The organism is Devosia aquimaris, assembly GCF_020169335.1.
Lineage (GTDB): Bacteria > Pseudomonadota > Alphaproteobacteria > Rhizobiales > Devosiaceae > Devosia > Devosia aquimaris.
In genome coordinates this window covers 1,046,448-1,071,421 of record NZ_JAIEZN010000001.1, presented here as the reverse complement: position 1 = coordinate 1,071,421, position 24,974 = coordinate 1,046,448, and the positions used below count along the sequence as shown (strand labels likewise).

Annotated in this window: 21 protein-coding genes and 1 tRNA gene; 6 read left to right on the top strand and 16 right to left on the bottom strand. The window is 62.6% G+C overall.

What is annotated here, in order from left to right:
* Positions 1-62 precede the first annotated feature (62 nt).
* Complete coding sequence (locus tag K1177_RS05135) at positions 63-575, top strand: ClbS/DfsB family four-helix bundle protein (protein WP_224702236.1); 513 nt, start codon at positions 63-65, stop codon at positions 573-575.
* Between the two features lie 89 nt (positions 576-664).
* Entirely contained in the window at positions 665-2,773 is a 2,109-nt protein-coding gene (gene recG / locus K1177_RS05130; protein ID WP_224702235.1) for an ATP-dependent DNA helicase RecG, read from the top strand.
* 399 nt (positions 2,774-3,172) lie between these two features.
* Here the strand turns inward: recG and K1177_RS05125 are convergent, their stop codons facing one another.
* The 4 genes from K1177_RS05125 to glmU all read right to left on the bottom strand — a co-directional run bounded on the left by K1177_RS05125 (position 3,173) and on the right by glmU (position 10,549).
* A complete protein-coding gene (locus tag K1177_RS05125; RefSeq protein WP_224702234.1) occupies positions 3,173-5,026 on the bottom strand; it encodes a UvrD-helicase domain-containing protein in 1,854 nt (617 codons plus the stop codon).
* On the bottom strand, positions 5,027-7,027 hold the full coding sequence (locus tag K1177_RS05120) for an ATP-dependent nuclease (RefSeq protein ID WP_224702233.1): 2,001 nt from the start codon (positions 7,025-7,027) through the stop codon (positions 5,027-5,029).
* A gap of 340 nt (positions 7,028-7,367) precedes the next feature.
* A complete protein-coding gene (gene glmS, locus K1177_RS05115) occupies positions 7,368-9,194 on the bottom strand; it encodes a glutamine--fructose-6-phosphate transaminase (isomerizing) (RefSeq protein ID WP_224702232.1) in 1,827 nt (608 codons plus the stop codon).
* A gap of 2 nt (positions 9,195-9,196) precedes the next feature.
* Positions 9,197-10,549, bottom strand: coding sequence for a bifunctional UDP-N-acetylglucosamine diphosphorylase/glucosamine-1-phosphate N-acetyltransferase GlmU (glmU, locus tag K1177_RS05110; protein WP_224702231.1), 1,353 nt, complete (start codon positions 10,547-10,549; stop codon positions 9,197-9,199).
* Between the two features lie 145 nt (positions 10,550-10,694).
* Between glmU and K1177_RS05105 the strand changes: the two genes are divergently transcribed.
* From K1177_RS05105 to K1177_RS05095, 3 genes are all read left to right on the top strand, one after another.
* Entirely contained in the window at positions 10,695-11,489 is a 795-nt protein-coding gene (locus K1177_RS05105; RefSeq protein ID WP_224702230.1) for a hypothetical protein, read from the top strand.
* A gap of 78 nt (positions 11,490-11,567) precedes the next feature.
* Positions 11,568-11,642: transfer RNA gene (locus K1177_RS05100), tRNA-Lys, on the top strand.
* Between the two features lie 32 nt (positions 11,643-11,674).
* Positions 11,675-12,202 carry a hypothetical protein gene (locus K1177_RS05095; RefSeq protein ID WP_224702229.1) on the top strand — a complete coding sequence of 176 codons (528 nt, stop codon included), beginning with the start codon at positions 11,675-11,677 and terminating at the stop codon, positions 12,200-12,202.
* Positions 12,203-12,450: 248 nt separating this feature from the next.
* Here K1177_RS05095 and map read toward each other — a convergent pair whose 3' ends face one another.
* The 9 genes from map to coaD form a co-directional block, all read right to left on the bottom strand.
* A complete protein-coding gene (gene map, locus K1177_RS05090; RefSeq protein WP_224702228.1) occupies positions 12,451-13,206 on the bottom strand; it encodes a type I methionyl aminopeptidase in 756 nt (251 codons plus the stop codon).
* Positions 13,203-14,153 (bottom strand): phosphotransferase family protein, encoded by a 951-nt coding sequence (locus tag K1177_RS05085; RefSeq protein ID WP_224702227.1) that lies wholly within the window; start codon positions 14,151-14,153, stop codon positions 13,203-13,205. The genes map and K1177_RS05085 overlap by 4 nt, the downstream gene beginning before the upstream one ends.
* A 3-nt stretch (positions 14,154-14,156) precedes the next feature.
* Positions 14,157-15,797: a glucose-6-phosphate isomerase gene (pgi, locus tag K1177_RS05080; protein WP_224702226.1), complete on the bottom strand. Its 1,641-nt coding sequence runs from the start codon at positions 15,795-15,797 to the stop codon at positions 14,157-14,159.
* Between the two features lie 21 nt (positions 15,798-15,818).
* Positions 15,819-16,958, bottom strand: coding sequence for a tRNA guanosine(34) transglycosylase Tgt (gene tgt, locus K1177_RS05075; RefSeq protein ID WP_224702225.1), 1,140 nt, complete (start codon positions 16,956-16,958; stop codon positions 15,819-15,821).
* An 83-nt stretch (positions 16,959-17,041) separates the two neighbouring features.
* Entirely contained in the window at positions 17,042-18,103 is a 1,062-nt protein-coding gene (gene queA, locus K1177_RS05070; protein ID WP_224702224.1) for a tRNA preQ1(34) S-adenosylmethionine ribosyltransferase-isomerase QueA, read from the bottom strand.
* Positions 18,104-18,154: 51 nt separating this feature from the next.
* The gene (locus K1177_RS05065; protein WP_224702223.1) at positions 18,155-18,604 is read right to left on the bottom strand and encodes a DMT family transporter; all 450 of its coding nucleotides are present in this window, start codon (positions 18,602-18,604) and stop codon (positions 18,155-18,157) included.
* 76 nt (positions 18,605-18,680) lie between these two features.
* Positions 18,681-19,160 carry a peptidylprolyl isomerase gene (locus K1177_RS05060; RefSeq protein ID WP_224702222.1) on the bottom strand — a complete coding sequence of 160 codons (480 nt, stop codon included), beginning with the start codon at positions 19,158-19,160 and terminating at the stop codon, positions 18,681-18,683.
* 168 nt (positions 19,161-19,328) lie between these two features.
* Positions 19,329-19,916: a peptidylprolyl isomerase gene (locus K1177_RS05055; RefSeq protein ID WP_224702221.1), complete on the bottom strand. Its 588-nt coding sequence runs from the start codon at positions 19,914-19,916 to the stop codon at positions 19,329-19,331.
* Entirely contained in the window at positions 19,913-20,407 is a 495-nt protein-coding gene (gene coaD, locus K1177_RS05050; RefSeq protein ID WP_224702220.1) for a pantetheine-phosphate adenylyltransferase, read from the bottom strand. Before coaD ends, K1177_RS05055 begins: the two co-directional genes overlap by 4 nt.
* A 111-nt stretch (positions 20,408-20,518) precedes the next feature.
* Between coaD and K1177_RS05045 the strand changes: the two genes are divergently transcribed.
* The gene (locus tag K1177_RS05045; protein ID WP_224702219.1) at positions 20,519-20,899 is read left to right on the top strand and encodes a pentapeptide repeat-containing protein; all 381 of its coding nucleotides are present in this window, start codon (positions 20,519-20,521) and stop codon (positions 20,897-20,899) included.
* Here K1177_RS05045 and K1177_RS05040 read toward each other — a convergent pair.
* From K1177_RS05040 to gyrA, 3 genes are all read right to left on the bottom strand, one after another.
* Positions 20,896-21,384: a GNAT family N-acetyltransferase gene (locus K1177_RS05040; protein WP_224702218.1), complete on the bottom strand. Its 489-nt coding sequence runs from the start codon at positions 21,382-21,384 to the stop codon at positions 20,896-20,898. The genes K1177_RS05045 and K1177_RS05040 overlap by 4 nt on opposite strands.
* On the bottom strand, positions 21,381-22,001 hold the full coding sequence (locus K1177_RS05035; RefSeq protein ID WP_137151774.1) for a LysE family translocator: 621 nt from the start codon (positions 21,999-22,001) through the stop codon (positions 21,381-21,383). The genes K1177_RS05040 and K1177_RS05035 overlap by 4 nt, the downstream gene beginning before the upstream one ends.
* Positions 22,002-22,138: 137 nt before the next feature.
* Positions 22,139-24,928 (bottom strand): DNA gyrase subunit A, encoded by a 2,790-nt coding sequence (gene gyrA / locus K1177_RS05030; protein ID WP_396119476.1) that lies wholly within the window; start codon positions 24,926-24,928, stop codon positions 22,139-22,141.
* Positions 24,929-24,974: the final 46 nt, after the last annotated feature.

The following is a 24,974-nucleotide window of genomic DNA, read 5'->3' as shown; positions in this document are numbered from 1 at the left end:
GATCATGTCGTCACTTGCTGGAGACACTAGACTGCCGGGACGAATGCGAGGAGGCCATGACCATGTCGATTCCCCAGAACAAGGCCGAGCTGCTGACGGCGATCACCGATTCCTATCGCAAGCTGGCGCCGGAGTTGGCCAGCGTTCCCGCCGAGCGCACGGACGAAGCGAGCCTAGAGGGCCACAGCAAGGGCACGCTGATGAGCGTGCATGATCTGGCCGCCTACCTGCTGGGCTGGGGCGAACTGGTGCTCAAGTGGCATGCCGGTCGGGCAGCGGGCCAGGCTGTCGACTTTCCCGAGACGGGCTTTAAGTGGAACGAACTCGGCCAGCTGGCGGCGAAACTCTATCGCGACTACGCCGAGTTACCCTATCCCGAACTGCTGGCGCGGCTGGACGCGACCAAGACCGCGCTGGTGGCGCTGGTCGAGAGCGAGAGCGACGCCGCGCTTTATGGCGCGCCCTGGTATGAGACATGGACGCTTGGCCGGATGGTGCAGTTCAATACCGCCTCGCCCTATGCCAATGCCCGCGCCCGCCTGCGCAAATGGAAGAAGCAACAGGGTCTCGACTGATCGGGCCGACGGCGCCTGGCGCCGCCATGGCATGCCTTCAAACGCCCGGCGCGGGGCTGTAGCCTCCGGACAAGGAGAATCATCACCCCGTGTCCCGCCCGGAAGCCATTTCGCCGCTGTTTCGCTCGCTGCGCTCGATCAAGGGTGTCGGCGACAAGCTGGCTGCGCTGCTGACGCGGTTCTTTGGCGCGCCAGAGGGCCAGGACGCTATCGCCTTGGATATATTGATGCATATGCCGTCCGGCGTGGTGGATCGGCGGCGGCAGGTGGGCATCGCCGAGGCCTATCTCAACCAGATCGTGACATTGAAGCTGCATGTCGACCGGCACCAGCCGCCGCCGCGGGGCAAGGAGCATATTCCCCATCGGGTGTTCGCCCATGACGAGACGGGCGATGTGCAACTGGTGTTTTTCCGCGCCCAGGGCGGCTGGGTGGAGCGGGCATTGCCTATTGGCGAAGATCGCTATGTCTCTGGCACGATTGGCTTTTTCAATGGCGAAAAGCAGATCACGCACCCGGACTATATCGTCGAGCCGGAGAAGTTTGCGAGCCTGCCGCTGGTGGAACCGGTCTATCCGCTGACGCAGGGGCTGAGTTCGAAGGCGCTGGCCAAGCTGGTGCGGCAAGTCGTTGATAGTGTTCCGGATTTACCCGAATGGATCGATGCCGGAACGCTCCGGCAGCGGCAATGGCCGAGCTTTGCCGCCGCCATGCGCATGGTGCATCTGCCGGATGCGCCGGGCGAGGCGGAACTGTGGGCCCCTGCCCGGCAAAGGCTTGCCTATGATGAATATTTTGCCGGTCAGCTGACGCTGCAACTGATCCGCTCGACCATGGTGGCGGACCGTGGCATCGCGCGGGTTTTTTCGGGCCAAATCACCGAAAAGGTCAGCAAGGTGTTACCCTTTTCATTGACACAAGGGCAGCTTGCCGCGGTCGACGAAATCCGCGCCGATCTCGCCTCGCCCGACCGCATGTCGCGCCTGCTGCAGGGCGATGTTGGCGCGGGCAAGACGGTGGTTGCGCTGATGGCCATGGCGGCCATGGCCGAGAGCGGTGCGCAATCGGCATTGATGGCGCCGACCGAACTTTTGGCGGCGCAGCACTACAAGACGCTCAAGCCGCTGTGTGACCTCGCGGGGCTGGGCTGCGAACTTTTGACCGGCAAGATGCCGGCGGCGGAGCGGCGGGCCAAGCTAGCCGGCATTGCTAGCGGGGCGACGACCATTGTGGTGGGCACGCATGCGCTGTTCCAGTCCGGCGTCGCATTCCAAAATCTGGGCCTGACGGTGGTGGACGAGCAGCATCGCTTCGGCGTGCACCAGCGACTGGCGCTGTCGGACAAGGGCAAGCATACGGATCTGTTGGTGATGACGGCCACGCCCATTCCGCGCACGCTGGTGCTGACCCATTTTGGCGACATGGCGGTGAGCATCCTGCGCGAAAAGCCCAAGGGGCGGCAGCCGATCGATACGGCGGTGCTGTCGATCGGCGAGTATGACCGGGTGGTGGCGCGGCTCAAGGCTAGGCTCGATGATGGCGCCCAGGCCTTCTGGGTGTGCCCCCTGGTGGAAGAGAGCGAGCATCTCGACGTGGTGGCCGCCGAGGATCGCTATGCCGAACTGGCAAAAGTGTTCGGCGACCAGGTGGCGCTGGTGCATGGGCGGATGAGCGCGGCGGCCAAGCAGGCGGTGATGGGCCGCTTTGCCGCCAATGAGGTGAAGCTGCTGGTGGCGACGACAGTGATCGAGGTGGGCGTGGACGTGCCCAATGCCTCTATCATGATCATCGAACATGCCGAGCGCTTCGGCCTGGCGCAGCTGCACCAGTTGCGCGGGCGCGTGGGCCGTGGCTCGGCCCGCTCGTCGTGTCTGTTGCTCTACAAGGGTAATCTCAGCCAGACGGCGCAGGCGCGGCTCGACACCATCAAGTCCACCGAAGACGGCTTCGAGATCGCCGAACGCGACCTGGAGCTGCGCGGCCAGGGCGACGTGCTGGGCACGCGGCAATCCGGCATGCCCGGCTATCGCCTCGCCGTGCCCGATGTGCACCGGCACCTGCTCGACTTCGCCCATGACGACGTCAAGGCCCTGCTGACCCGTAACCCCGGCCTGACCGGTGAGGATGGCGAAGCGGCGCGGACGGCGCTCTATCTGTTCCGCAAGGACCTCGCCATTCCGCTGATCCGGGCAGGATAGGGGGATTTGGGATTGGCGGCTGGGGATGGCGTCGGGTTGCGGACTAGCAGGTTTTGGTGTGCATTTGAGCTAAACAGCCACCCTTACTCGGCTAAGGCTTTTCCCAGGTTTGGTCGTCGTGTCGATGAAAGTACTCCGACCACTGCATTAAGGACGCAGACGCTTCGGTGAAGCTATTGATGTCGAGCGACGCAAAGCTAAAGCAGAAGGCCCCAAGGCGCCATAACGTTCGAGGCAGTTCTACGAAATGCAAGATGTGCGGCGTAGCACCTCAATTTTGGCAAGGTGGCCGCTAGCGCTCCCTGCTGCAACCCCACATAGGTGGCAGCGGGACCGTATAGACTTAGGCCTCTGGCCGCTTAACCTTCGGGCCGGTTCATCACTCGCGTCATCACGGCCCTATGCGACTTCTTTGAAGTCGACGCCTGATTCCTGCAGCTTGGTGAGAAACCGTTGGACGTTAGCAAAGCCCTTTGAATCGCGGGTTAACGTGAATCTGACACGTTCTCTTGCACGTGATAGGGCAACGAAGAAGACGTTGACGTCATCGGCGTTTTTCCAGAAAGCGTCGTCGTTGAACTCCACGAAGATCACCGTGTGATACTCAAGGCCTTTGGACTTGTGGATCGTCATAATCTTCACGGCATCCCGGCCTTCGAGGTTGCCTATCAGTGTCCGCCAATCTGGCGCATCCTTAGCACTCTCGTTGTAGAATGCTGCGCAGGCTTCGATCACCGACGCCAAATATGCGCGATTTCGGTAATCCGCATACACCCTAGTCAACCTCTCGCGGCGATCTTCAGGGAAAGCCGCCGAAATCAACTGCGCAATGTCGAAGTCGGTAGGTGCCTTGTCCTTTGTCACCTTAATCGTGAAGTCGACCAACTCCTGCACTAAGCGAAGGCTTCGGGTTGCACCTCTATCGGTGGCAAGGTCTAGGCCCTCAACGCTGGCGATTGTATCGCGGCATACCTGGAAAGGGCTACCATCCCTGACCCCATGGGCCATCTTGAACAGCGCAGTAAGGAAGAGGAACACAGGATCTTTTACGATGTCCTGAATGACAAGCGGGCCGATTTGCCTTGCTTCGTTTCGAAGCCGAAGTCCCTTTGCAACAAAGTGCGATAGCAATCGATCCTCCAGCTGGTTTGCGTAGAGGCGAGTAAGGATCACGAAGTCATGGGGCCGAAGCTCTGGGTTTTCCTCGAGTGAGGCCTTGATGAAATTTGCAATACCGACGCCCTCGGCATCACGTGTCTTGAAAACCCAACCTTCAAGGGCATCGTACGGTGGATCGTCTTTCCGGGCGCTTTCAGTAGGGACAGCCGGCTCGTCGGTAAGCAAGCTCGAAAGGTCGTTGATTAGGCCGACGATCTTGGAGTTGGAGCGATAGTTAAATAGCAGTTTGCGGTTCTCAGCACCGAAATCTTCCCCGAAGGTACTGAAGATATCAGGCAAAGCCCCAGCCCAGCCCATAATCGCCTGGTTTGTGTCACCAACCGCCGTCAGAACAGCGGGTGTCTCTTTGAAGATGCGGCAGATGAGGTCGTATTGTTGTCTTGTTACGTCCTGGAACTCATCCAAGAACACATGCGTGTAAGTGCCTGCAATAGCTTTTTGCACCAAGGGTTGCGTTTGCACGATATGCATCGCCAGAAGCATCATCATATCGAAACTGATTTGCGACGGTTCATGCGCGAGAGTGGCCTTCCACCAAAGGTGCCGCAGCCTGTCGCGTGATGTTAGCTCGACGGCGTCGAAGTCAGGGACACCACCTTGCACAAAGGTGCCAAACTGAGCAGGCGTGAATCCGCGGATATCTGGATAATCCCCCGCGTGTTCGGCCTGAAACTCTGCCCAGAAATCGCGATTGGGAAAGATGATTTTATAGTCGGGAGAGGGACGTAAGGCCTCTGGCAACGCCTCCCTGAATTGGTCGAGCGTTCGCTTCGCAAAAGCATGCAACGTTAGCGATTCAAATCGCCGCGCCTCTTGCGCATCGCATCTCAATGCAACACGGTCCTGTAGATTGCGTGCAGCGTCTGCCTTAAATGCCACCGCCAGAATCCGCTTGGGATTAGGGCAAAGACCGGTGTTCAGAAGATACGTAGCGCGCTGAGCGAGAAGCTCCGTTTTTCCGGCACCAGGCCCAGCTAAGACCGACATAGATGAAGTCGATTTTACGACCTCAAGCGCCGTACCTTCGATCACTATTCCAGGTGTTGGTTTCCAGTCCTCCGGCTTCGCAAACATTTAGGGTGTCACCTTCACTGCGGGTTTTTGCGCGATGAGATGGCCTGCGCGCTCGATCAGTGCCTTCAAAGGTTCCGGGCACCCTGCAGACAGCTGCGCTTTTGTTAAGTTTCCAAATGCCTCCAAATGAGATCCAGGCTTGGACGACGATTTGAAGAGCGACTTGTAGCTCCAAAGCTCCTGGTCTGTGTAGTTCACCGCAACAGGTTTTAGCTCTGCATTTCCTTTGCCATGCTCGCCAAATACCGATGCAGCCAGCTTCACCTTATCTGCCGCCGGGTCCAGTGGCGTTGTGACATAGGCCGCTGGAAACGCGGTCATCATCATCATGTCGAGATCTAGTGGTGAAGAGTAGAAGATGTCCTTGTGACGTAGCCACTTCACCCACCCGTCAAAGTTTGCGGGCGACAACCCAGCATTGTCCGGTATGTCGGCTGTCGTTGCTGCTCTAAAAGTTGGGGGAGTGGTGGGGGGCGTCACGGGGATTTGTGGAATGTGGGCCGCCCCGAGATCTGAGAGCCATGTCACAGCGTTTTTGATCCGTCCGGTCCCTCCGTTGTGTCGACCCAAGTCGAAATCGATCAGCGTGATGTGCGGGATCTGAAGACCGTTTAGGAGGCGCCAGAGATGCTGTGCATGCCGTCCTCCAATCGACACATAGGCGATGAAGGAAGGGTCTAGGCTGGTCCCAAGCGCTTCCGCGATCTTGGGGATCACTATGCGCTCCGTGTCGCCCTCACCAATAATTACCAGCCTGGCAAAGTATATTTCAGGGTTCGCAAGAATGACTTGCTGCACGAATTTGTCTGCAGCAGCGTCTGCTTTAGGAAGCGGTAGCGGCAGAACGGATGTCTTAAGGGTGACCGGGCAGATCCGGAAATAGAGCACGAGCTTTGGATCAACGCGTGAAAGGATGCTCGTTGCGTGACTGGTGACAATGGATTGCGCTGCCCCACTGGCATTTAGCGTCTCAAGCAGGGCCATTAAGCGCGGCAGGTAGAATGGAGAGAGATGGTTCTCTGGCTCTTCCAGCGCGAAGATTGTCAGCGCCGGGTAAGTGAAATCGGCTGCCTTAAACCCCTTAACCGAGCCGGGCAGCGTCTTCTGCATATCCCAGATCAGGTTGTGCAGTGTGGCCGATAGGGCGAAGTAGAGCAAGGACATCTGTCCTTCGCTCAGTTCTCCGAGCTGGCGGATGCCGCCGCCTGGAGCTTTATCAAACTTGAGTGTCAGCTCCCGGATGAGCTTTTCAAACTCAACCGCCACCACACTCAATGCCGGTTCGGCATCGTAGTGGCCATCATGGAGCTTCGACCAAAACCCTCTCAAAGTTGTGGTGATCGCAGTGACCGCATCCGTTGCATTGAGGTTTGCCTCCAGATCCTGTGCAAACTGTTGCGACTTTATCCTCGTCGCAGGATCCCAGTCAGCTGAGTACTCAAGGCGCTGAAGCACGTTTTTTAACGCATGCTGGCTAACACCACGGGAATCCCGATGCGCCGGGATGTAGACCACTTCCGCGTATTGTGTTGGACGGGAGAGCCGGGTCTTCCGCTCATCGTCCGGTCCAAACGGGACCTCGTCGGTCGTCTTAACTGAGTAGTAGACGACCTCGACGTTGTCTTCGACAGACTCTGACTTTTGATACAGCGCCTCCAGACGGATGCGCACCTTCACAGAGGCATCCGCTGCGTCAAAAAAAAGATCGTTGAAGACCGGGGAAACATCAGCCGTAGTTTCGAAGCCGAAGATCGCATCAATTGCGACCTCGCGTTTGTCCAGGGTAATCGCACTCTCGCCCGGACCGAAGTGGATATCGGACCGGCGAATTTGACGATCAGCTGGTGTCGCCGAAAAAAGCCGTTTCAGAGCTTCGAGTGCCGCGGTCTTCCCGGCACCATTCGTTCCGACGAAGGCGTTAGTTCCAGGCTTGAAGCGGATCGTCACCGGTGTATCGCCGAAGCAGCGAAAATTCCGAATGGAAAGTGACTCTAGATACATCAACGCCCCCGGCCGATTTCATCAAATTGGTAACTTCAAATGGTGCAGACAGTGCTAAATTCGCTGTGCCTGTGAAAGAAGGCGCCGTGATCAGCGACCTACTCAGCAAGTACGGATCGACTTTTACAAATAGAGATATGTTGGCCCAGGTGGCGGTGCAGGATCGCAGGGCGCGATCTTTCTGCTAAAGATCACTTTTCTGCATCTCTGCCGCAACGGCAATGCACATTCTCCGTTCAGCTACAATGGCAGCTCTCGAGCTTTAAGCCACGGCCCCCGAATAGCTGGAACTGGGTTGAAAGCGGCTGCAATAATCCGCAACCGCCGTCCGCGCCCCGCCCTATTCCACCGTCACCGATTTCGCGAGATTGCGCGGCTGGTCGACGTCGGTGCCCATGAAGACGGCTGTGTGGTAGGCGAGGAGTTGGACCGGGATTGTCGCCAGGATCGGGGCGACGAAGCTTGAGACGTGTGGGATCTCGATGATGTCGGCGACGCCGTGGCCGACGGTTTTGGCGCCTTCGGCATCGGTGATCAGGATGATCTTGCCGCCGCGGGCGGCGACTTCCTGCATGTTGCTCAGGGTCTTGTCGACGAGTTCGTCGGAGGGGGCGACGACGATGACCGGCATGGCTTCATCCACCAGGGCGATGGGGCCGTGCTTGAGTTCGCCGGCGGCATAGCCTTCGGCGTGGATATAGCTGATTTCCTTGAGCTTGAGCGCGCCTTCCATGGCGATGGGGAACATGGGGCCACGGCCGAGATAAAGCACGTCCTTGGCCTTGGAGAGGCGCTTGGCGATGTCGATGATCTGGCCTTCGGTGGCCAGGGCCTCGGACACGGCGGTGGGCAGGCTGATGAGCGCGCGAACCAGTTCGGCCTCGCGGGCGGCATCGATGACGCCACGGGCGCGACCGGCCGCCACGGCAAGGCTCGCCAAAGCGGTGAGCTGGGCGGTGAGCGCCTTGGTGGAGGCGACGCCGATCTCGGGGCCGCAAAGGATGGGGAAGACCACATCGGATTCGCGGGCGATGGTGGATTCCTGGGTGTTGACCAGGCTCGCCACATGCTGGCCCTGGCTGGCGCAATAGCGCAGCGCGGCCAGCGTGTCGGCCGTTTCGCCGGACTGGGAGATGAAGAGCGACAGGCCGCCCTTTTCCAGCGGCGGCTCGCGATAGCGGAACTCGGAGGCCACATCGATGTCCACCGGCAGGCGGGCATATTTCTCGAACCAGTATTTGGCGACGGCGCCGGCAAAGTAAGCCGTGCCGCAGGCACTGATGGTGAGGCGCGTCAGATCGGCAAAGTTGAAGGGCAGCGTCTCGCGCAGGGCGACGCGCTCGGCGCCCATGTCCACATAGTGGCTGAGCGTGTGCGAGATGGTCTCGGGCTGCTCGTAGATTTCCTTGGCCATGAAATGGCGGTGATTGCCCTTGTCGACCATGAGCGCGGAGGCCTGGGAGACGAGCTTTTCGCGCTCGACAATGGCATCCTTGCCATCGCGGATGGTGACGCCCTCATGGGTGATCACCGCCCAGTCGCCATCCTCGAGATAGCTCAGGCGCGAGGTGAAGGGCGAGAGCGCCATGGCGTCTGAGCCGAGGTACATTTCGGATGTGCCATAGCCGATAGCCAGCGGCGCACCGTGGCGCGCGGCGATCAGCAGGCCCTCGTGGCCCTTGAAGAGGAAGGCCAGGGCAAAGGCGCCGCGCAGATGCTTGAGCGTGCGCGAGACGGCCAGCTCGGGCTCGGCGCCATTGGCCAGTTCGCGGGTGACCCAGAGCGCCACGGATTCGGTGTCGGTCTGCGTCTTGGGCAGGTAGCCGTCCCTGGCGAGGTCGGCCAGCATGTCGCGGTAGTTCTCGATGATGCCATTGTGCACCACGGCGACGCGATCGGTGGCATGGGGATGGGCATTGAGTTCTGTGGGGGCGCCATGGGTGGCCCAGCGGGTGTGGCCGATGCCGATGCGGCCGGCCAGCGGCTCAAAGCTCAGCTTCTGGGCCAGATTGCCCAGCTTGCCTTCGGCGCGGCGGCGAGTGATGTCGCCGCCTTCGAGCGTCGCCACACCCGCGCTGTCATAGCCACGATATTCGAGGCGCTTGAGCGCATCGACCAGACGGGTGGCAACCGGTTCACTGCCAACAATGCCGACAATACCGCACATGACTATTTCCCCTTGGCTGCTTTTTTGGCGAGGGCCTTTGCGCGCAGCTTGGGCGCATAGCCTGGCTTGTTTTCCTGGCGGGCACGGCCCAGCGCCAGCGCATCGGCCGGCACGTCCTCTGTAATCACGCTGCCCGACGCCGTATAGGCCCCGTCGCCGATGGTGACCGGCGCGACCAGAGAGGCGTTGGAGCCGATGAAGACATTGTCGCCGATGATGGTCTTGTCCTTGTTCACGCCATCATAGTTACAGGTGATGGTGCCTGCGCCGATATTGGTCTTTTCACCGATTTCCGCGTCGCCGAGATAGCTCAGGTGACCGGCCTTGGTGCCCGCGCCGATGCGGGATTTCTTGACCTCGACGAAATTGCCCAGGTGCACATCGGGGCCGATGTCGGCGCCGCCGCGGATGCGGGCGAAGGGACCGATGGAGGCGCCCTCCCCGATCACGGCATCTTCGATGTCGCAGAAGGCGCGGATTTCGACATTGTCGCCGATTTTGACGCCAGGGCCAAAGACCACATTGGGGAAGATGGTGACGTCGCGGCCGATCTCTGTGTCCCAGGAGAACCAGACGCTGGCGGGATCACGCAGGGTGACGCCAGCCTTCATGAAATCGTTGCGGCGCAGCTCCTGGAAGGTCGCTTCGGCCTGGGCCAGCCTGGAGCGATCATCGACGCCGACCACTTCGGCGGGATCGGCTTCGACAAACTCGACGCGGCGGCCATCGGCATTGGCCAGTTCGACGGCGTCGGTGAGATAATATTCGCCCTTGGCATTGGCATTGCCGATGCGGTCGATGACGGCGCGCAGCGCATCGGCCCGAAAGCCCATGATGCCGGAATTGCACAGATTGATGCGGCGTTCTTCGTCAGACGCGTCCTTGTGCTCGCGGATGGCGAGCAGGCGGCCGTTTTCGGTGAGGAGGCGCCCCAGATTGGTCGGGTCTTCGGGGCGATAGGCGACCACGACGATATCGGCGCCGGCGTCGAGGCGCGTACCGATTTCGGTGAGCGTGGCCGGAGAGACCAGGGGATTGTCGGCATAGAGCACGATGACATTGCCCTTGGCGTTTGCATAGGCGGCGGCGGCCTGGCGCACGGCGTGGCCGGTGCCCAGACGCTCGGCCTGGACGGCCACCATGGCGTCGGGGGCCGTGGCCATCACGGAAGCCTGCACCTGTTCACCCGCGGCGCCGACCACCAGAGCGATCGACGTGGAGCCTGCAGCCCTGGCGGTGCGCAGCACATGGCCGACCATGGGAAGACCGCCCACCGGATGCAGCACCTTGGGCATAGCCGAGCGCATGCGGGTGCCTTCGCCCGCAGCAAGGATGATGGACAGCAGTTCGGTCATTGATGGTCCCCGAGACGCAACGTGTTGTTCACGCGCATTTTCACAGTTTTATGGCATGCAAGAGTTGGCGAACACCTAATGCCTGCCCCATGGTTATTGTCGAGCGCAATAGCTGATTCGACTGCGCCATCGGGGTTTTTTGACATTGGCCAAGGCATCGGAACAGTTCCGCCAGTCGGACGTGACCACCTGGGGCATCGTGGCCCTGGTTCTGGGCGGTATTGCGGTGCTGGGCGCCAATGTGTCGGCCATCGTGCCTTCCACCATCCTGGGCGGCCTGCACAAGACCCGTATCGAAGGCGCGTCCGTCGACCAGTTGCGGCGCCAGGTCGCCGACCTGCGTGACCAGACCAACCAGTTGCGGCGGGAGAATGGCGTGCTGGCCACGCGCTTTGCGCTGGCCGAGCAGCAGGGCAACCAGGTGGTGCAGCGCGTCGGCGCGCTTGAAGTGAGCCTGCCGCGCATCCTGGAAAGCACGGCCAGCGGCCAGCGCATTGACCGATCATCGATGACGGCGTCAATCGGGCAAGCGCTTGTCTATGACGCCGACGGCGGTTCGGTGAAGATTACCCGCGAGCCGATGCCGGAACTGGCGGCTGCGTCGCCGGCGCCGGTGGAAACCGAGCAGCCGTTGCCCGAGCCTGTCGCGCCGGTCGCCGTTGCGGCCGCCCCCAACCTGGCGGCATTCGGCATTGCGCTGGGCAGCCCGGTATCGTTCGAGCAGGCGCCGGAGACCTGGCGCGACCTGTCCATGAAGCTGGGGCCGCTGCTGTTCGGGCTGGCGCCGCTGCTGACCGACGAACCCAATAGTGACGAGAAGCGGATCGTCGTCGGACCCATTTCCCAGCTGTCGGAAGCGACCGCCCTGTGCACGCGACTGGAGCGGATTTCGATTTCGTGCCTGCCCATGCCGTTCGACGGAACACCGCTCAGCTATTGAGAAGCGCGCAATTGCGGTTGACAGCGGGGGGAACGTGGCTATGTTCCGCCGCGACGCTCGCAGCGTCAATCTTGGTGCGTGCCGGTAGCTCAGTGGTAGAGCATTCGACTTTTAATCGAATGGTCGAGGGTTCGACCCCCTCCCGGCATACCAATTTTCTTCCCGCAGTATGATCGGGCGCTGCCATGTCTCAGGATATCATTGATCTGCTCAAGGTGCTGGTGGCCACGCTGCTGGTGTTTGCGGCCAGCACGCTGGTGATGCTCTATGTCATCTACCTGCTGTCGCAATATGGCGCGGACCTGCCCATGATCGGCGCGGTGCCGCTCAGCGTGCCACCCGAAATGGTGCCCATGCTGGCGCAGAACCAGATTCTGCCCACGCTGGCGGCCGTGCATGTGACGGCAACGGGCCTGGCGCTGCTGCTGACCAGCCACACCATCGACATGGCCCTGCTGATCACCTCCAAGGCCGTGGCCGTCGTCATCACGGCCCTGTTGGGCTTTGTGGGCGGGCACATGATCTATCTGCAGCTCAGCGAGGCGGTGGCGATCAAGCTGGCGCCGCTGACGCCGGTGGCCATCGCGCTGGTGGCGTTCCTCGTGCTCTCGTCGATCCTGAGCGTGCCCAGCCTGCGCCAGTTGGGGCGCATGCGCTTCGTGGCCGCCGCCGCAGCCATCGTCATGGGGCCGCTGCTGCTGATCTGGCTTTAGCGAATCATTCCAGTTCCCTGCGCGATTTTCTTCGCGTTGCGCTCTAGATCGTTTTGAGCGCGAATTGACGCGGTTCTGTCGCCCCCTCCCCGCCCGGGTCGCGCTTTGCGCGCCTGAGTGCAGGCTCCTGACGCGAGGGTCGAGATGGGGGTGGCTTTGTGGGCCACCGACAGACCCCCTCCCTCGTTCCCTCCCCTCAAGGGGGAGGGAGGCAAAGGAGCCGCAAGTCCCCGGAAGAGTGAATCTATCTAGGCGGCCAGGGTGACGACGACCGCGCCGCGGGGCGTGGCCACCACGGTATGCTCATACTGCACACAGGGTGCAGCGGGCCGGCTGATCAGCGTCCACTCATCGTCTTCCGACTTCTGGTCGGCCATGCGTCCGCCCAGCGACAGGAAGGGCTCGATGGTGAAGACCAGGCCATTGGCCATGCGGCGGCGTTCGGACCTGTCGGGCCAGGTGGGGATCTCGCCGGGCTCGTCATGCAGGCTATCGCCCACGCCATGGCTGGCGAGGTTGCGGATCAGCGTATAGCCGCCCTTTTTGGCGAACTTGCCGATGGCATCGCCAATATCGCCCAAGGGGGCACCGGCCTTGACGGCATTGATGCCGGCCCACATGGCCTTCTTGCCATCGCGGCAGAGGTTGACCAGGCGCTGGTCGCCCTGGCCCAGGATGTAGGAGGCGCCGCAATCGGCAAAGACCTCATCCTTGACGGCGGACACGTCGATATTGACCAGATCGCCCTCGCGGAACACCCGGTCTCCGGGAATGCCATGGGCGATTTCTTCATTCACCGAAATGCAGGTGGCGCCCGGAAAGTCATAGGTGACGATGGGGGCCGACTGGGCGCCATGCTCGGCCAGCACGCGCGCGCCGATTTCGTCGAGCTCTCGCGTGGTCATGCCCACTTCCATCGCCGCAGCCATGGTCTCGCGCGCCAAGGCACAAATGCGGCCAATGGCCTTGAGCTGTTCGAGCTGCTCTTCGGTGGTGATGGTCATACGTCTTTTTCCTCTGCCATGGCGTGCAGGTCTGCAAGCAACTGGTGCTGTTCGCCGTCCGCGATCACGCCGACATGGCGCAGCCAGTACCACATCACCACACGATGGATCATCGTATAGAGCCATAGGGCGCGCTGCGGATCGGGATGATCGATCGGTCCATACCCCTCAAGGATAGGCCGCGTCGAGCCCGGCGCCTCGTGTTCGCAGCAGAATAAGGCCTTGGCCAGATCGAAAATGGCATCGGCCGCGCGGGCATTGCCGAAATCGATCAGCCCGGTCAGCCGCAGGCGCCCGGCGGCGTTGCGCTCGGCCAAGATGTTGTTGGGCTGAAAATCGTCATGCGCGAAAACCGGCCCGCTGGTGTGGGCGACAAGGCCAAGGTTTTCGCTCACGATCTGGTTCAGCCGTTCGGCGAGATCCGGTGCGGCGCCGAAGTGGCGAAAGCGTTCCAGGACGCTCGTCCACAACTGGACGATGTAGTCGCTGTGCGAGACGATGGGGTCGACGATGCCATCGGCGTTGAACGCGCCGAAGGCCGGCAGGCGTACTCCATGCAATTGGCGCAACAGGCCGCCCATCTCGCGATAGAGGTCGGCGGCGTCTGGCGCATCCTGGAAGACGGCCACCCGGACGCCGGGCAGATAGTTGGACACCGCATATCCGAATGGCAGGCGGGTGAGGCTCTCGTCGCGGGCGATGACACGCGTTATCGGGACGCCAAGTTTGGCAAGGAGGCCGGCGGCAAAGGCTTCCTTGCCGGAGCTGTCTCCGCGCCGGTCGTTGTAGACCTTGAGGACAATTTCATCGGCGTTTTGCCGGGAAACCCGGTAGGAGAACGCACTGCCGCCCTCCAGGAGGGTCAAGCCGACGGGCTCGCCCAGGCCGAGTTCGGCGAAGGCCCGCGCCAGGCTATTGCGATCAATAGCCGGCGCGGCCCCGGGCATGTGTCAGCCCTTGTTGGCGAGGTAGTAGGCGAGCAGGCCCTGGGTCGAGCTGTCGTGGCCTTCGCCGCTCTGCTTGCCTTCCACCTTGGGCAGCAGGGCCTTGGCGAGCTGCTTGCCCAGTTCAACGCCCCACTGGTCATAGGAATTGACGTTCCAGATCACCCCCTGGGTGAACACCTTGTGCTCATAGAGCGCGACCAGCGAGCCCAGCGTCTCGGGGGTGAGCTGCTCGTAGAACAGGGTGTTGGAAGGGCGATTGCCGGGGAACACCTTGTGCGGGGTCAGTTCCTTGATCTTGGCCTTGTCGAGGCCCTGGGCCTTGAGCTCGGCGACGACCTCTTCCTCGGTCTTGCCGAGCATGAGGGCTTCGGACTGGGCCAGCACATTGGCCACCAGCTTGTCGTGATGCGGCGGCAGGCTTTCATGCGGCTTGGCGGCAATGAGGAAATCGCAGGGGATGACGTCGGTGCCCTGGTGGATGAGCTGGTAGAAGGCGTGCTGGCCATTGGTGCCGGGCTCGCCCCAGACGATGGGGCCGGTGGACCAGCCGACCGGCTTGCCCGACAGCGTGACCGACTTGCCGTTGCTCTCCATGTCCTGCTGCTGCAGATAGGCGGCAAAGCGGCTCATGCGCTGGTCATAGGGCAGCACGGCATGGGTCGAGAAGCCCCAGACATTGCGGTACCAGACGCCGAGCACGGCCATGATGACGGGCAGGTTTTCCTCGAGCGGCGCGCTGAGGAAGTGCCGGTCCATGGCATCGGCGCCCTGGAGGAATTTGGCGAAATTGTCGTAGCCGACGGCCAGGGCAATCGGCAGGCCGATGGCCGACCACACCGAATAGCGGCCGCCGACCCAATCCCAGAAGCCGAAGATACGGTCTTCGCGGATGCCGAACTTGGCGCAGGCCGGGATATTGGTGGAGACGGCGGCGAAATGATTGGGCACGGCCTCTTCGCCCAGCGTGTCGGCGATCCAATCGCGGGCCGAGCCGGCGTTGGTCATGGTCTCGTCGGTGGTGAAGGTCTTGGAGGCGACGATGAACAGCGTCGTCTTGGGATCAAGGCGCTTGAGCACGTCGTGGATATGGGCGCCATCGACATTGGAGACATAGTGGGCGCGCAGATCGGCGCGGGTATAGGGCTCGAGCGCCAGGGTCACCATGGCGGGGCCGAGGTCGGAGCCGCCAATGCCGATGTTGACGATGTCTGTGAACTGGGCGCCGCCGTGGCCGCGAATGGCGCCGCTGCGGATGTCGTTGGTGTAGCTCTCGATGGCCTTGAGCACGGCGCGGACGTCGGGCATGACATCCTTGCCGTCGACCGGCACGGGCTTGTCGCCCTGGTAGCGCAGCGCCATGTGCATGACGGCGCGATCTTCAGTAATGTTGATGTGCTCGCCTTCGCACATCTGGTCACGACGTTCCTCGACGCCGGCAGCACGGGCCAGATCGAACAGCGCCGCCAGGGCGTCGCCATCGATGCGGTTCTTGGAATAATCGAGCAGGATGCCGGCGCCGGTGGCCGAATAGCGGCGGAAGCGGTTGGGATCGACCGCGAACTGAACGCGCATGGGCTGATCTTCGAGCCGCTTGCGGTGTTTGCCCAGGCTGAGGAAACTTGCCTTGCGTCCAGCTTTAGCCATGTCGAAGACCCCTTGTGTCTGTCAGAGAACCGGCAGGTCGCCGGCAGCCCATGCCGCGCGCGTCTCTGCCGCAAAATCAGTGAAACGGCCGCCCTCGATCGCCCGGCGGCAGCCCTGTACCAGCTCTTGATAATAGGCCAGGTTGATCTGGGAAAGGATCATCGCGCCCAAAATCTCTTCTGTCTTAACAAGGTGATGCAGATAGGCGCGGCTCCAGCGGCGGCAATTGGGATTGGGCGAGGCCTCGTCAATCGGCCTGTGATCATCCCTATGCCGGGCATTCTTCAGGTTGATGACGCCAAAGCGGGTATAGACATGGCCATGGCGGCCGGCGCGGGTGGGATGGACGCAATCGAACATGTCGATGCCGCGGCCGATGGCGCCCAGGATGTCGTCGGGCTTGCCCACGCCCATCAGATAGCGCGGACGGTCGGTCGGCAGCTCGGGGGTGATCTGCTCGATGACGCGGAACATGACGTCCTGCGGCTCGCCGACGGCCAGACCGCCGACGGCATAGCCGTCAAAGCCGATGGACTTCAGCCCCTGGGCGGAGCGGGCGCGCAGCTCGGCGTCGTCGCCGCCCTGCACAATGCCGAACAGGGCGCGATTGGGCTGGTTGTTGAAGGCAATCTTGGAGCGGTCGGCCCAGCGGAGCGACAGCTCCATGGCGCGCTCCATCTCCTTGCGCTCGGCCGGCAGGGAAATGCACTCGTCGAGCTGCATGATGATGTCGCTGTCGAGCAGGGTCTGGATCTGAACCGACCGCTCGGGCGTCAGCTCGTGGGCCGAGCCGTCGATATGGGATTTGAAGGTGACGCCGCACTCATTGAGCTTGCGCAGCTGGGCCAGCGACATGACCTGGAAGCCGCCGCTGTCTGTGAGGATGGGACGCTCCCAATCCATGAACTTGTGCAACCCGCCCTGGCTGGCGACGCGCTCAGCGCCGGGGCGAAGCATCAGGTGATAGGTATTACCCAGCAGGATATCTGCGCCGGTCTCGCGCACCTGTTCGGGATACATGGCTTTGACCGTGCCGGCCGTGCCCACGGGCATGAAGGCCGGGGTCTGGATATCGCCGCGCGGCGTGTCGATGCGGCCGCGCCGCGCCATGCCGTCGGTGGCCGAAAGGGTGAAGGTAACCAGCTTGTCTGTCGTGCTCATGGCGCGGGTTCTAGCCGGTTGGGCCGCGAGTGGGAAGTGCCCCGCGCGGCGGCGGCCCCGAAGGGCGCGGCGCCCGCCCGTCCCTACTCTGCCCGGATCAGCAGCGAGGAATCGCCATAGGAGTAGAACCGGTAACCGTCTGCAATCGCATGGGCGTAGGCCGCCTTCATGGTCTCGAAGCCGGCAAAGGCGCTGACGAGCATGAAGAGGGTCGACTTGGGCAGGTGGAAATTGGTCATCAGCATGTCCACCGTGGCGAATTTGAATCCGGGCGTGATGAAGATGTCAGTATCGCCGCTGAAGGGCGCCAGCTTGCCGGTGGCGCGGGAGGCGCTTTCGAGCAGACGGAGACTGGTGGTGCCGACGGCGACGACGCGACCGCCGGCTTCGCGGGCGGCATTGATGCGCTCGACCGTGGCGGCGTCGATCTCGCCCCATTCGGAATGCATGACATGGTCTTCAGTCTTGTCGACCTTCATGGGCAGGAAGGTCCCTGCCCCGACATGCAGCGTGACGCGCTCGATGGTGACGCCGCGCTCCTGGATGCGCTCGAGCAGGCTTTGCGTGAAATGCAGGCCGGCCGTGGGCGCGGCCACGGCGCCATCCTCGGCGGCATAGACGGTCTGGTAGTCGGTCTTGTCGCGCTCGGTCAGGTCGCGCTTGGCGCCGATATAGGGCGGCAGCGGCATGGCGCCCTGGGCCTTGATGGCTTCGTCGAGGGCAGCGCCGCCCAATTCAAATTCGAGGGTCACTTCGCCGGTGTCGCCCTTGCCGGCCACACGGGCGCGCAGCACATCGCCCGCGCCATTGCCCAGTTCTAGCTGATCGAGCAGTTGCAGTTTCTTGGCCGGGCGGGCAAAGGCGCGCCAGGTATGGGCATCGTCGCGCTTGTGCAGGTTGAACGAGACATTGGCGCGGGTGTCGCCGCGCAGGCGGACGCCCTTGAGTTCGGCCGGCAGCACGCGAGTGTCATTAACCACCAGAACGTCGCCGGCGCGCAGCAGGTTCACCAGATCGGGCACATGCTTGTCGCTCAGCCCGCGGGTCGGATCGACCAGCAGGAGACGCGCGCTGTCGCGCGGCTCGACCGGATGCAGGGCAATGAGCTCCTCGGGGAGCGTGAAATCAAAGTCCGAAACAAGCATGGCGACCCAATGGCAGGTCCGGCAACGGCGCCGGAATCAGCGTTGAATCAGCTATAGCAGCCGGATCATCAACGCCCCAATCACAAGCAGCATCGCCCCGGCGATGCGGCCCAGCGAGATCTCGCGCACGGCCATGCCCATGAAGCCGGACTTGTCGAGCAGCAGGCCGCCGACCAATTGCCCGGCCACCGACAGGGCCATCACCGCCGCCGCGCCGATCATGGGCGTCAGCATGATGTTGGAGAACACGTAGAAGGCGCCCAGCACGCCGCCGGCGACAAACGTCCAGGGTGCGGGCGCGCCGAAGTTGATGGCGATGCCGGTGCTGCGGCTATAGATCAGCGCAATAGCCCAGAGCAGGATCGCGCCGGCCACGAAGGAGACGCCCGCGGCCGCAATGGGCACGCCCAGGTTGCGCCCCAACTGGGCATTGATCGGCGCCTGAACGGCAATGCAGGCCCCGGCGACAATGCCCATCAGGGCCCAGAGAATGGTATCCATCCGCAAGCGACGTCCCCATCAACAAAAGACCCCCGGGCGGCGCCCGAGGGTCTGAAAATCATGGCACGAGTCGGGATCAGGCGGCGATATCGGCCGCAACCTTCACCGACACCATCTTGTCGGGATTGACCACGGGCTCGCCGCGCTTGATCTGGTCGACGTTTTCCATGCCTTCGATGACCTGGCCCCAGACCGTGTACTGACGGTTGAGGAAGGGTGCATCGGTGAAGCAGATGAAGAACTGCGAGTTGGCCGAATCCGGGTTCTGGGCGCGGGCCATCGAGGCGGTGCCACGGACGTGGGGCTCGGCGTTGAATTCCTGCTTGAGATCGGGGTACTTCGAACCGCCGGTGCCACGGCCCTGCGGGCAGCCGGTCTGGGCCATGAAGCCCTCGATGACGCGGTGGAACACGATGCCGTCATAGAAGCCTTCGCGCGCCAGCTTCTTGATGTGCGCAACATGGTTCGGAGCCAGGTCCGGACGCATGGCGATCACGACCGTGCCCTTGGTGGTTTCGATGACGAGGGTGTTTTCGGGATCGGCGTATTCAGCCATTTGGTGCAACTTTCGGTTGGGAATGTGGCCCGCATGTAAGGCGAAAGATCGCAACGCGCAACCTCTGCCACGCCCGCTTGTGCCTATCGCCCGGCCATGGGGCCCGCCGCGTCTATCGCGGCGAACCTGACTGTCGGCATGCCGCCACGCCTGGGCGTGGCCGGCGGATTACTTGTACTCGATGGTCGCCTTGACGATCTTGTCGGGGTTGGCGACGGCGCCGTTCTGCTCCTTGGGACCCTTCTCAAGCGCATTCACGGCTTCCATGCCGCTCACGACCTTGCCGAACACGGTGTACTGGCCATTGAGGAAGCTGGCGTCAGCCGTGGTGATGAAGAACTGGCTGTTGAACGAATTGGGGTCCTGCGACCGGGCCGCGCCGACCACGCCGGGCTGGAAGCTCTCGGCGTTGAACTCGGCCTCGACGTCGGGCATTTCGGAACCGCCCATGCCGGCACGGGTCAGGTCGAAATCAGGGCCGCCGGTCTTGCCGAACTTGACGTCGCCGGTCTGGGCCATGAAGCCATCGATAACGCGGTGGAACACCACGCCGTCATAGGCGCCTTCGTTGGTCAGGGCGATGACGCGCTCGACATGCTTGGGGGCAATGGCGGGGAGCAGTTCGATATCGACCGTGCCCTTATCCAGCGTCAGGATCAGGTGCGGAGTGCCGCTCTGGGCAAAGGCGGGTGCGGCGGCCAGCGCTGCGGCGCCGATGACGAGGGCGCCGAACAGGCGACGAGTGATTGCGATCATTTGCTTTTCAGGGCCTTGAGAACGATTTGCGGGACGAAGGCGGAGATGTCGCCGCCCATTTCAGCGATCTGGCGCACCAATGTGGCCGAGATATGCCGCACCGGTGGACTGGAGGGCAGGAAGACGGTCTGCAGGTCGGGCGCCATCTGGGCATTCATGCCCACCATCTGCATCTCATAATTGTAGTCGGTGGTGTCGCGCAGGCCGCGAATGATCAGCTTGGCGCCGTGCTCGCGGGCGGCATTGACCATCAGGCCGGAGAAATCGACGAACTTGAACTCGGTCTCGGTGCGCTTGCCAACCGGGGCCAGCACCTGTTCCAGAATCAGCAGGCGATCCTCATGGGCAAAGAGTGGCGTCTTCTTGCCGGGGTTGATGCCGACGGCCACCACCAGCGTGTCGACCAGCTTGCAGGCGCGCTCGATGACGTCCAGATGCCCATTCGTCAGCGGATCGAATGAGCCCGGATAGAATCCAACAAGCTTGCTCATGGCGCCCTCCCCCATTGTTGTTGCTAGGGTTTTGTCATGGGCAGGTTGCCGTGGCAAGGCGCTGCCGATTGTGCCACCCTGCTGGCAACACCCCTCTGTAGCGAGCACATCATGAGCACCAGCAACGAAGCCGATCCCTTCTCCGGAGCCCAGATGCAGGACGGGCACTATCAGCGGGCCGACATGGCTCGCAGCCACTTTGACGGGGTGAACCTGTCCGGCGCGCGCTTCTATGCCCTGATGAGCGGCGCCCGCTTCGACGACACGGACCTCAGCGCGGCAGCCTTTGAGGATGTGAACCTGGGCGGCGCAACGCTGAACAACATCAACCTTGCCGGTGCCGTGATTACCGATGCCAATATGGGCAATTTGCGCATTGCCGACGCCAATCTGGCTGGCGCCAGCATCGAGCGGGTCAATCTTGAAGGCATGCGGATCAATGGCATTCTGGTGACGGACCTATTGGCAGCCTATGCGGCCGCCAAGGGCTAGTCTGGTTCGGTCCCAGCGCCCGCGGCCACGTCGCGGATGAAGATATCGACGCTTGTCTTGCCGGACTCGGCCTCCATCAATGTCCAGCCAGTACCGAGATAGTACGACCGCATGGTCGGCTTGGCGTTGAGATAGATTTGGGCATGGCCCTGGGCGAACATGGTGGCATTGGCCTGATCGACCAGTGCCCTGGCGATGCCAGCGCCACGCTGCTCCGGCTCCACCCAGAGCGCGGCGATCCATGGCCCCAGTTCGGGGCGTTCTGCGAGATCGGACGCGATGGCGGTGACGGTGCCGGCAAAGGTGCCGTCGGTCAGCGCCACCAGGGTAAATGGAAAGGCTGGCGCCGCCACCACATCGTCCAGGGCCGCGACAACGGCCGAACGCGGATGGCCATCGTGGCGCCAAAAGGCATGCCAGATGCGATCGGCGATGTCGGGGATGAACTGCCTGGCGTCGCGGAGGTTGACGATTCTGAGGGTCATGCGCGCTTGAGCAGCGCCAGCCAGGCCCCCCCGGCCATCAGGATCAGGCCAGAGACGCGGGACACGAAGCGCACGCGCGCGGCGCTGAGCAGGCCGCGGGCCCGTCCGGCCACAATGGCATAGATGGCGTCTGTCGAGCCGGCCACCAGCATGAAGAAGAGGCCCAACACCATGACCTGCGGGAAGGTCGGCTGGGTGACGTCGACAAACTGCGGCAGGAAAGCCCCCAGGAAAATCAGTGCCTTGGGATTGGAGAGGATCACGAGGAAGCCCTCGAGCGCCATGGCGCCGCGGGACTTGGTGCGTTCGGCCTGCGCCGCGCCCAGCTCGCCATTGGAGCGCCACATCTTGTAGCCCAGCCAGACCAGATAGGCGGCGCCAATCAGCTTGATCCCGTCGAAGGCCCAGCCCATGAAGGCCACCAGCGCCTGCATGCCCAGCGCCACCACCAGGGTCATGACCAGAAAGCCGGCCTGGGTGCCGGCGACAATGGCCAGCCCTGCCCCGGTGCCGCGCGCCAGCGCATTGGCCACAATGACGGTGACGGTGGGTCCGGGCACAATGGCCAGGAGGAAACAGGCGCCCAGATAGGGGATCAGCGTGGTCAGGGTGAACATCGGGAAAACTCCAGGTGACACCATAAAGCCAGCAGCGCCCCGATCTGGCAACCAGCCGATGCGTGGCGGGCGCAAATCTCTGCCATGACAGAAAAAACAAGGGGCGCCGCAGCGCCCCTTTTTCCAGATGTGTTCGGCTATTCCTGCGGAGCGTCCGGGGTGTCCGGCGCCCCGGGGGCGTCGCCCTCGGGCGCTTCGGGCGCAGCATTGGCTTCGCTTTCGTCGGCCTCGGGCTCGCGGATGTGTTCAACCGAGACGACCTTTTCGTCTTCTGCGGTGTCGAACACGATGACGCCCTGGCTACCGCGGCTGACGATGCGGATCGGCTTGTCGCCGCCCACCGGCAGACGGATGGTCTGGCCACCATCGGAGATCAGCATGATCTGGTCTTCATCGGCGACCGGGAAGCTGGCCACCAGGTTGCCGTTGCGCTTGTTGACCGCCATGGCGACGATGCCTTTGCCGCCGCGACCGGTGATCCGGTATTCGTGGCTGGAGGTGCGCTTGCCATAGCCATTTTCGGAGATGGTCAGGATGAACTGCTCGGTGGCGCTCATCAGGGCATAGCGCTCGGGCGGCAGTTCGCCGGCCACGACATCACCTTCGTCGGACCCGGCCTCCTCGCTCTGCTCTTCACCGCGCACGGCACGGCTCATCTTGAGATAGGCGGCGCGTTCTTCGGCGGTGGCGTCGGAGTGGTTGATCACGGCCATCGAAATCACCGTGTCCTCGGGCGCCAGGTTGATGCCGCGCACGCCCATGGAGTCGCGGCCCTTGAACACGCGCACATCGTCCACGGGGAAGCGGATTGCTTGCCCCATGGCAGTGGTGAGCAGGACGTCGTCATTGGCGGTCGCCGTCTCGACGCCGACGATCTGATCGCCTTCGTCGAGCTTCATGGCGATCTTGCCGTTCTGGCGGACTTCGACGAAATCGGCCAGCGAGTTGCGGCGCACGGTGCCACGGGTGGTGGCGAACATGATGTCGAGATTGCCCCAAGTGGTCTCGTCCTCGGGCAGCGGCATGATGGTGGTCAGGCGCTCACCCTGCTCGAGCGGCAGGATGTTAATGAGCGCCTTGCCGCGCGCATTGGCCTGGGCCAGCGGCAGGCGCCAGACCTTGAGCTTGTAGGCAATGCCGCGGCTGGTGAAGAACAGCACGGGGGTATGGGTATTGGCGACGAACAGGCGGGCGACGAAATCTTCTTCGCGCGTCGCCATGCCCGAGCGACCCTTGCCGCCGCGGTTCTGCGCCCGATAGGTCGAGAGCGGCACGCGCTTGATATAGCCTTCGTGGCTGACGGTGACGACCATGTCCTCGCGGGCAATCAGGTCCTCGTCGTCGAAATCGCCCAGAGATTCGGAAATCTCGGTGCGGCGCGGCGTGGCGAACTGCTCCTTGATCTCGGTCAGCTCGGTGCGGATGATCTCAACGACGCGTTCGCGGCTGCGCAGGATATCGAGATAGTCCTCGATCTGGGCTCCCAGGCCATTGAGTTCGTCGCCGATTTCATCGCGACCCAGCGCCGTCAGGCGGGCCAGGCGCAGCTCGAGAATGGCTCGGGCCTGCTCGTCGGACAGATTGAAGGTACCATCGTCGTTGATGCGGTGGCGCGGATCGTCGATCAGGGCGATCAGCGGGGCCACGTCCTGGGCCGGCCAGCGGCGGGTCATCAGCTGTTCACGCGCCGTCGCCGGATCGGGCGCGGTGCGGATCAGGGCGATGACCTCGTCGATATTGGCCACGGCCACGGCCAGACCCACCAGGATATGGGCGCGGTCGCGGGCCTTGTTGAGCAGGAAGCGGGCGCGACGCGTCACCACCTGGTGACGGAAATCGATGAAGGCCTGCAGCATTTCGCGCAGGTTCATCAGCTGCGGCTTGCCGCCATTGAGCGCCACGAAATTGCAGCCGAAGGAGGATTGCAGCGGCGTGAAGCGATAGAGCTGGTTGAGCACGACATCGGCCAGCGCATCGCGCTTGATCTCGACGACGACGCGCATGCCGTTGCGGTCGCTTTCGTCGCGCATGTCGGAAATGCCTTCGATGCGCTTGTCGCGCACCAGTTCAGCAATCTTTTCGACCATCGAAGCCTTGTTCACCTGATAGGGAATTTCGGTGATGACGAGGGCTTCGCGCTCCTTGCGCACCTCTTCGATGGCAACGCGGCCGCGCATGACCACCGAGCCGCGGCCGGTCTCATAGGCGGCGCGGATGCCGGCTCGACCCAGGATGATGCCGCCGGTGGGGAAATCGGGGCCCGGCATGACGCCGAGCAGTTCCTCGACCGTCACCTGCGGATTGTCGAGCACCAGCAGCGCCGCATCGATGGTCTCGCCCAGATTGTGGGTGGGAATATTGGTGGCCATGCCCACGGCGATGCCGCCGCCGCCGTTGACCAGCATGTTGGGATAGCGCGCCGGCAGGACGGTGGGCTCCTTTTCGGAGCCATCGTAGTTGTCGCGGAAATCGACCGTATCCTTGTCGAGGTCATCGAGCATGGAATTGGTGATCTTTTGCATGCGCACTTCGGTGTAACGCATGGCGGCGGGCATATCGCCGTCGACCGAGCCGAAGTTGCCCTGCCCTTCCACCAGCATTTCGCCCATGGAGAAATCCTGCGCCATGCGCACCAGGGCCATGTAGACGGCGCTGTCGCCGTGCGGATGGTACTTACCGATCACGTCGCCGACGACACGGGCCGATTTGCGGTAGGGCTTGTTGTATTCGTAGCCGTTCTCGCTCATCGAAAACAGGATGCGGCGGTGCACCGGCTTGAGCCCGTCGCGCACGTCCGGGAGGGCGCGGCTGACGATCACGCTCATGGCGTAATCGAGATAGGACTTCCGCATTTCGTCGGTGATGGAGATCATCGAGATATCGGAGGGCGGCAGCGCGCCGGATCCGTTGTCGCTGGTATCGGTCACTGGGGTGATTCTATGTTGGTTTTGTTGCCCGATAGATAGGCGATTT

Coding starts and splice junctions, on each gene's coding strand:
- K1177_RS05040 (WP_224702218.1), bottom strand. CDS start 21,384: ATGACCCTCAGAATCGTCAACCTCCGCGACGCCAGGCAGTTCATCCCC.
- K1177_RS05125 (WP_224702234.1), bottom strand. CDS start 5,026: ATGTTTGCGAAGCCGGAGGACTGGAAACCAACACCTGGAATAGTGATC.
- map (WP_224702228.1), bottom strand. CDS start 13,206: ATGACCATCACCACCGAAGAGCAGCTCGAACAGCTCAAGGCCATTGGC.
- glmS (WP_224702232.1), bottom strand. CDS start 9,194: ATGTGCGGTATTGTCGGCATTGTTGGCAGTGAACCGGTTGCCACCCGT.
- K1177_RS05055 (WP_224702221.1), bottom strand. CDS start 19,916: ATGATCGCAATCACTCGTCGCCTGTTCGGCGCCCTCGTCATCGGCGCC.
- K1177_RS05085 (WP_224702227.1), bottom strand. CDS start 14,153: ATGCCCGGGGCCGCGCCGGCTATTGATCGCAATAGCCTGGCGCGGGCC.
- pgi (WP_224702226.1), bottom strand. CDS start 15,797: ATGGCTAAAGCTGGACGCAAGGCAAGTTTCCTCAGCCTGGGCAAACAC.
- K1177_RS05065 (WP_224702223.1), bottom strand. CDS start 18,604: ATGGATACCATTCTCTGGGCCCTGATGGGCATTGTCGCCGGGGCCTGC.
- K1177_RS05120 (WP_224702233.1), bottom strand. CDS start 7,027: ATGTATCTAGAGTCACTTTCCATTCGGAATTTTCGCTGCTTCGGCGAT.
- glmU (WP_224702231.1), bottom strand. CDS start 10,549: ATGACCGAACTGCTGTCCATCATCCTTGCTGCGGGCGAAGGCACCCGC.
- K1177_RS05135 (WP_224702236.1), top strand. CDS start 63: ATGTCGATTCCCCAGAACAAGGCCGAGCTGCTGACGGCGATCACCGAT.
- coaD (WP_224702220.1), bottom strand. CDS start 20,407: ATGAGCAAGCTTGTTGGATTCTATCCGGGCTCATTCGATCCGCTGACG.
- K1177_RS05035 (WP_137151774.1), bottom strand. CDS start 22,001: ATGTTCACCCTGACCACGCTGATCCCCTATCTGGGCGCCTGTTTCCTC.
- K1177_RS05045 (WP_224702219.1), top strand. CDS start 20,519: ATGAGCACCAGCAACGAAGCCGATCCCTTCTCCGGAGCCCAGATGCAG.
- K1177_RS05095 (WP_224702229.1), top strand. CDS start 11,675: ATGTCTCAGGATATCATTGATCTGCTCAAGGTGCTGGTGGCCACGCTG.
- queA (WP_224702224.1), bottom strand. CDS start 18,103: ATGCTTGTTTCGGACTTTGATTTCACGCTCCCCGAGGAGCTCATTGCC.
- tgt (WP_224702225.1), bottom strand. CDS start 16,958: ATGAGCACGACAGACAAGCTGGTTACCTTCACCCTTTCGGCCACCGAC.
- K1177_RS05060 (WP_224702222.1), bottom strand. CDS start 19,160: ATGGCTGAATACGCCGATCCCGAAAACACCCTCGTCATCGAAACCACC.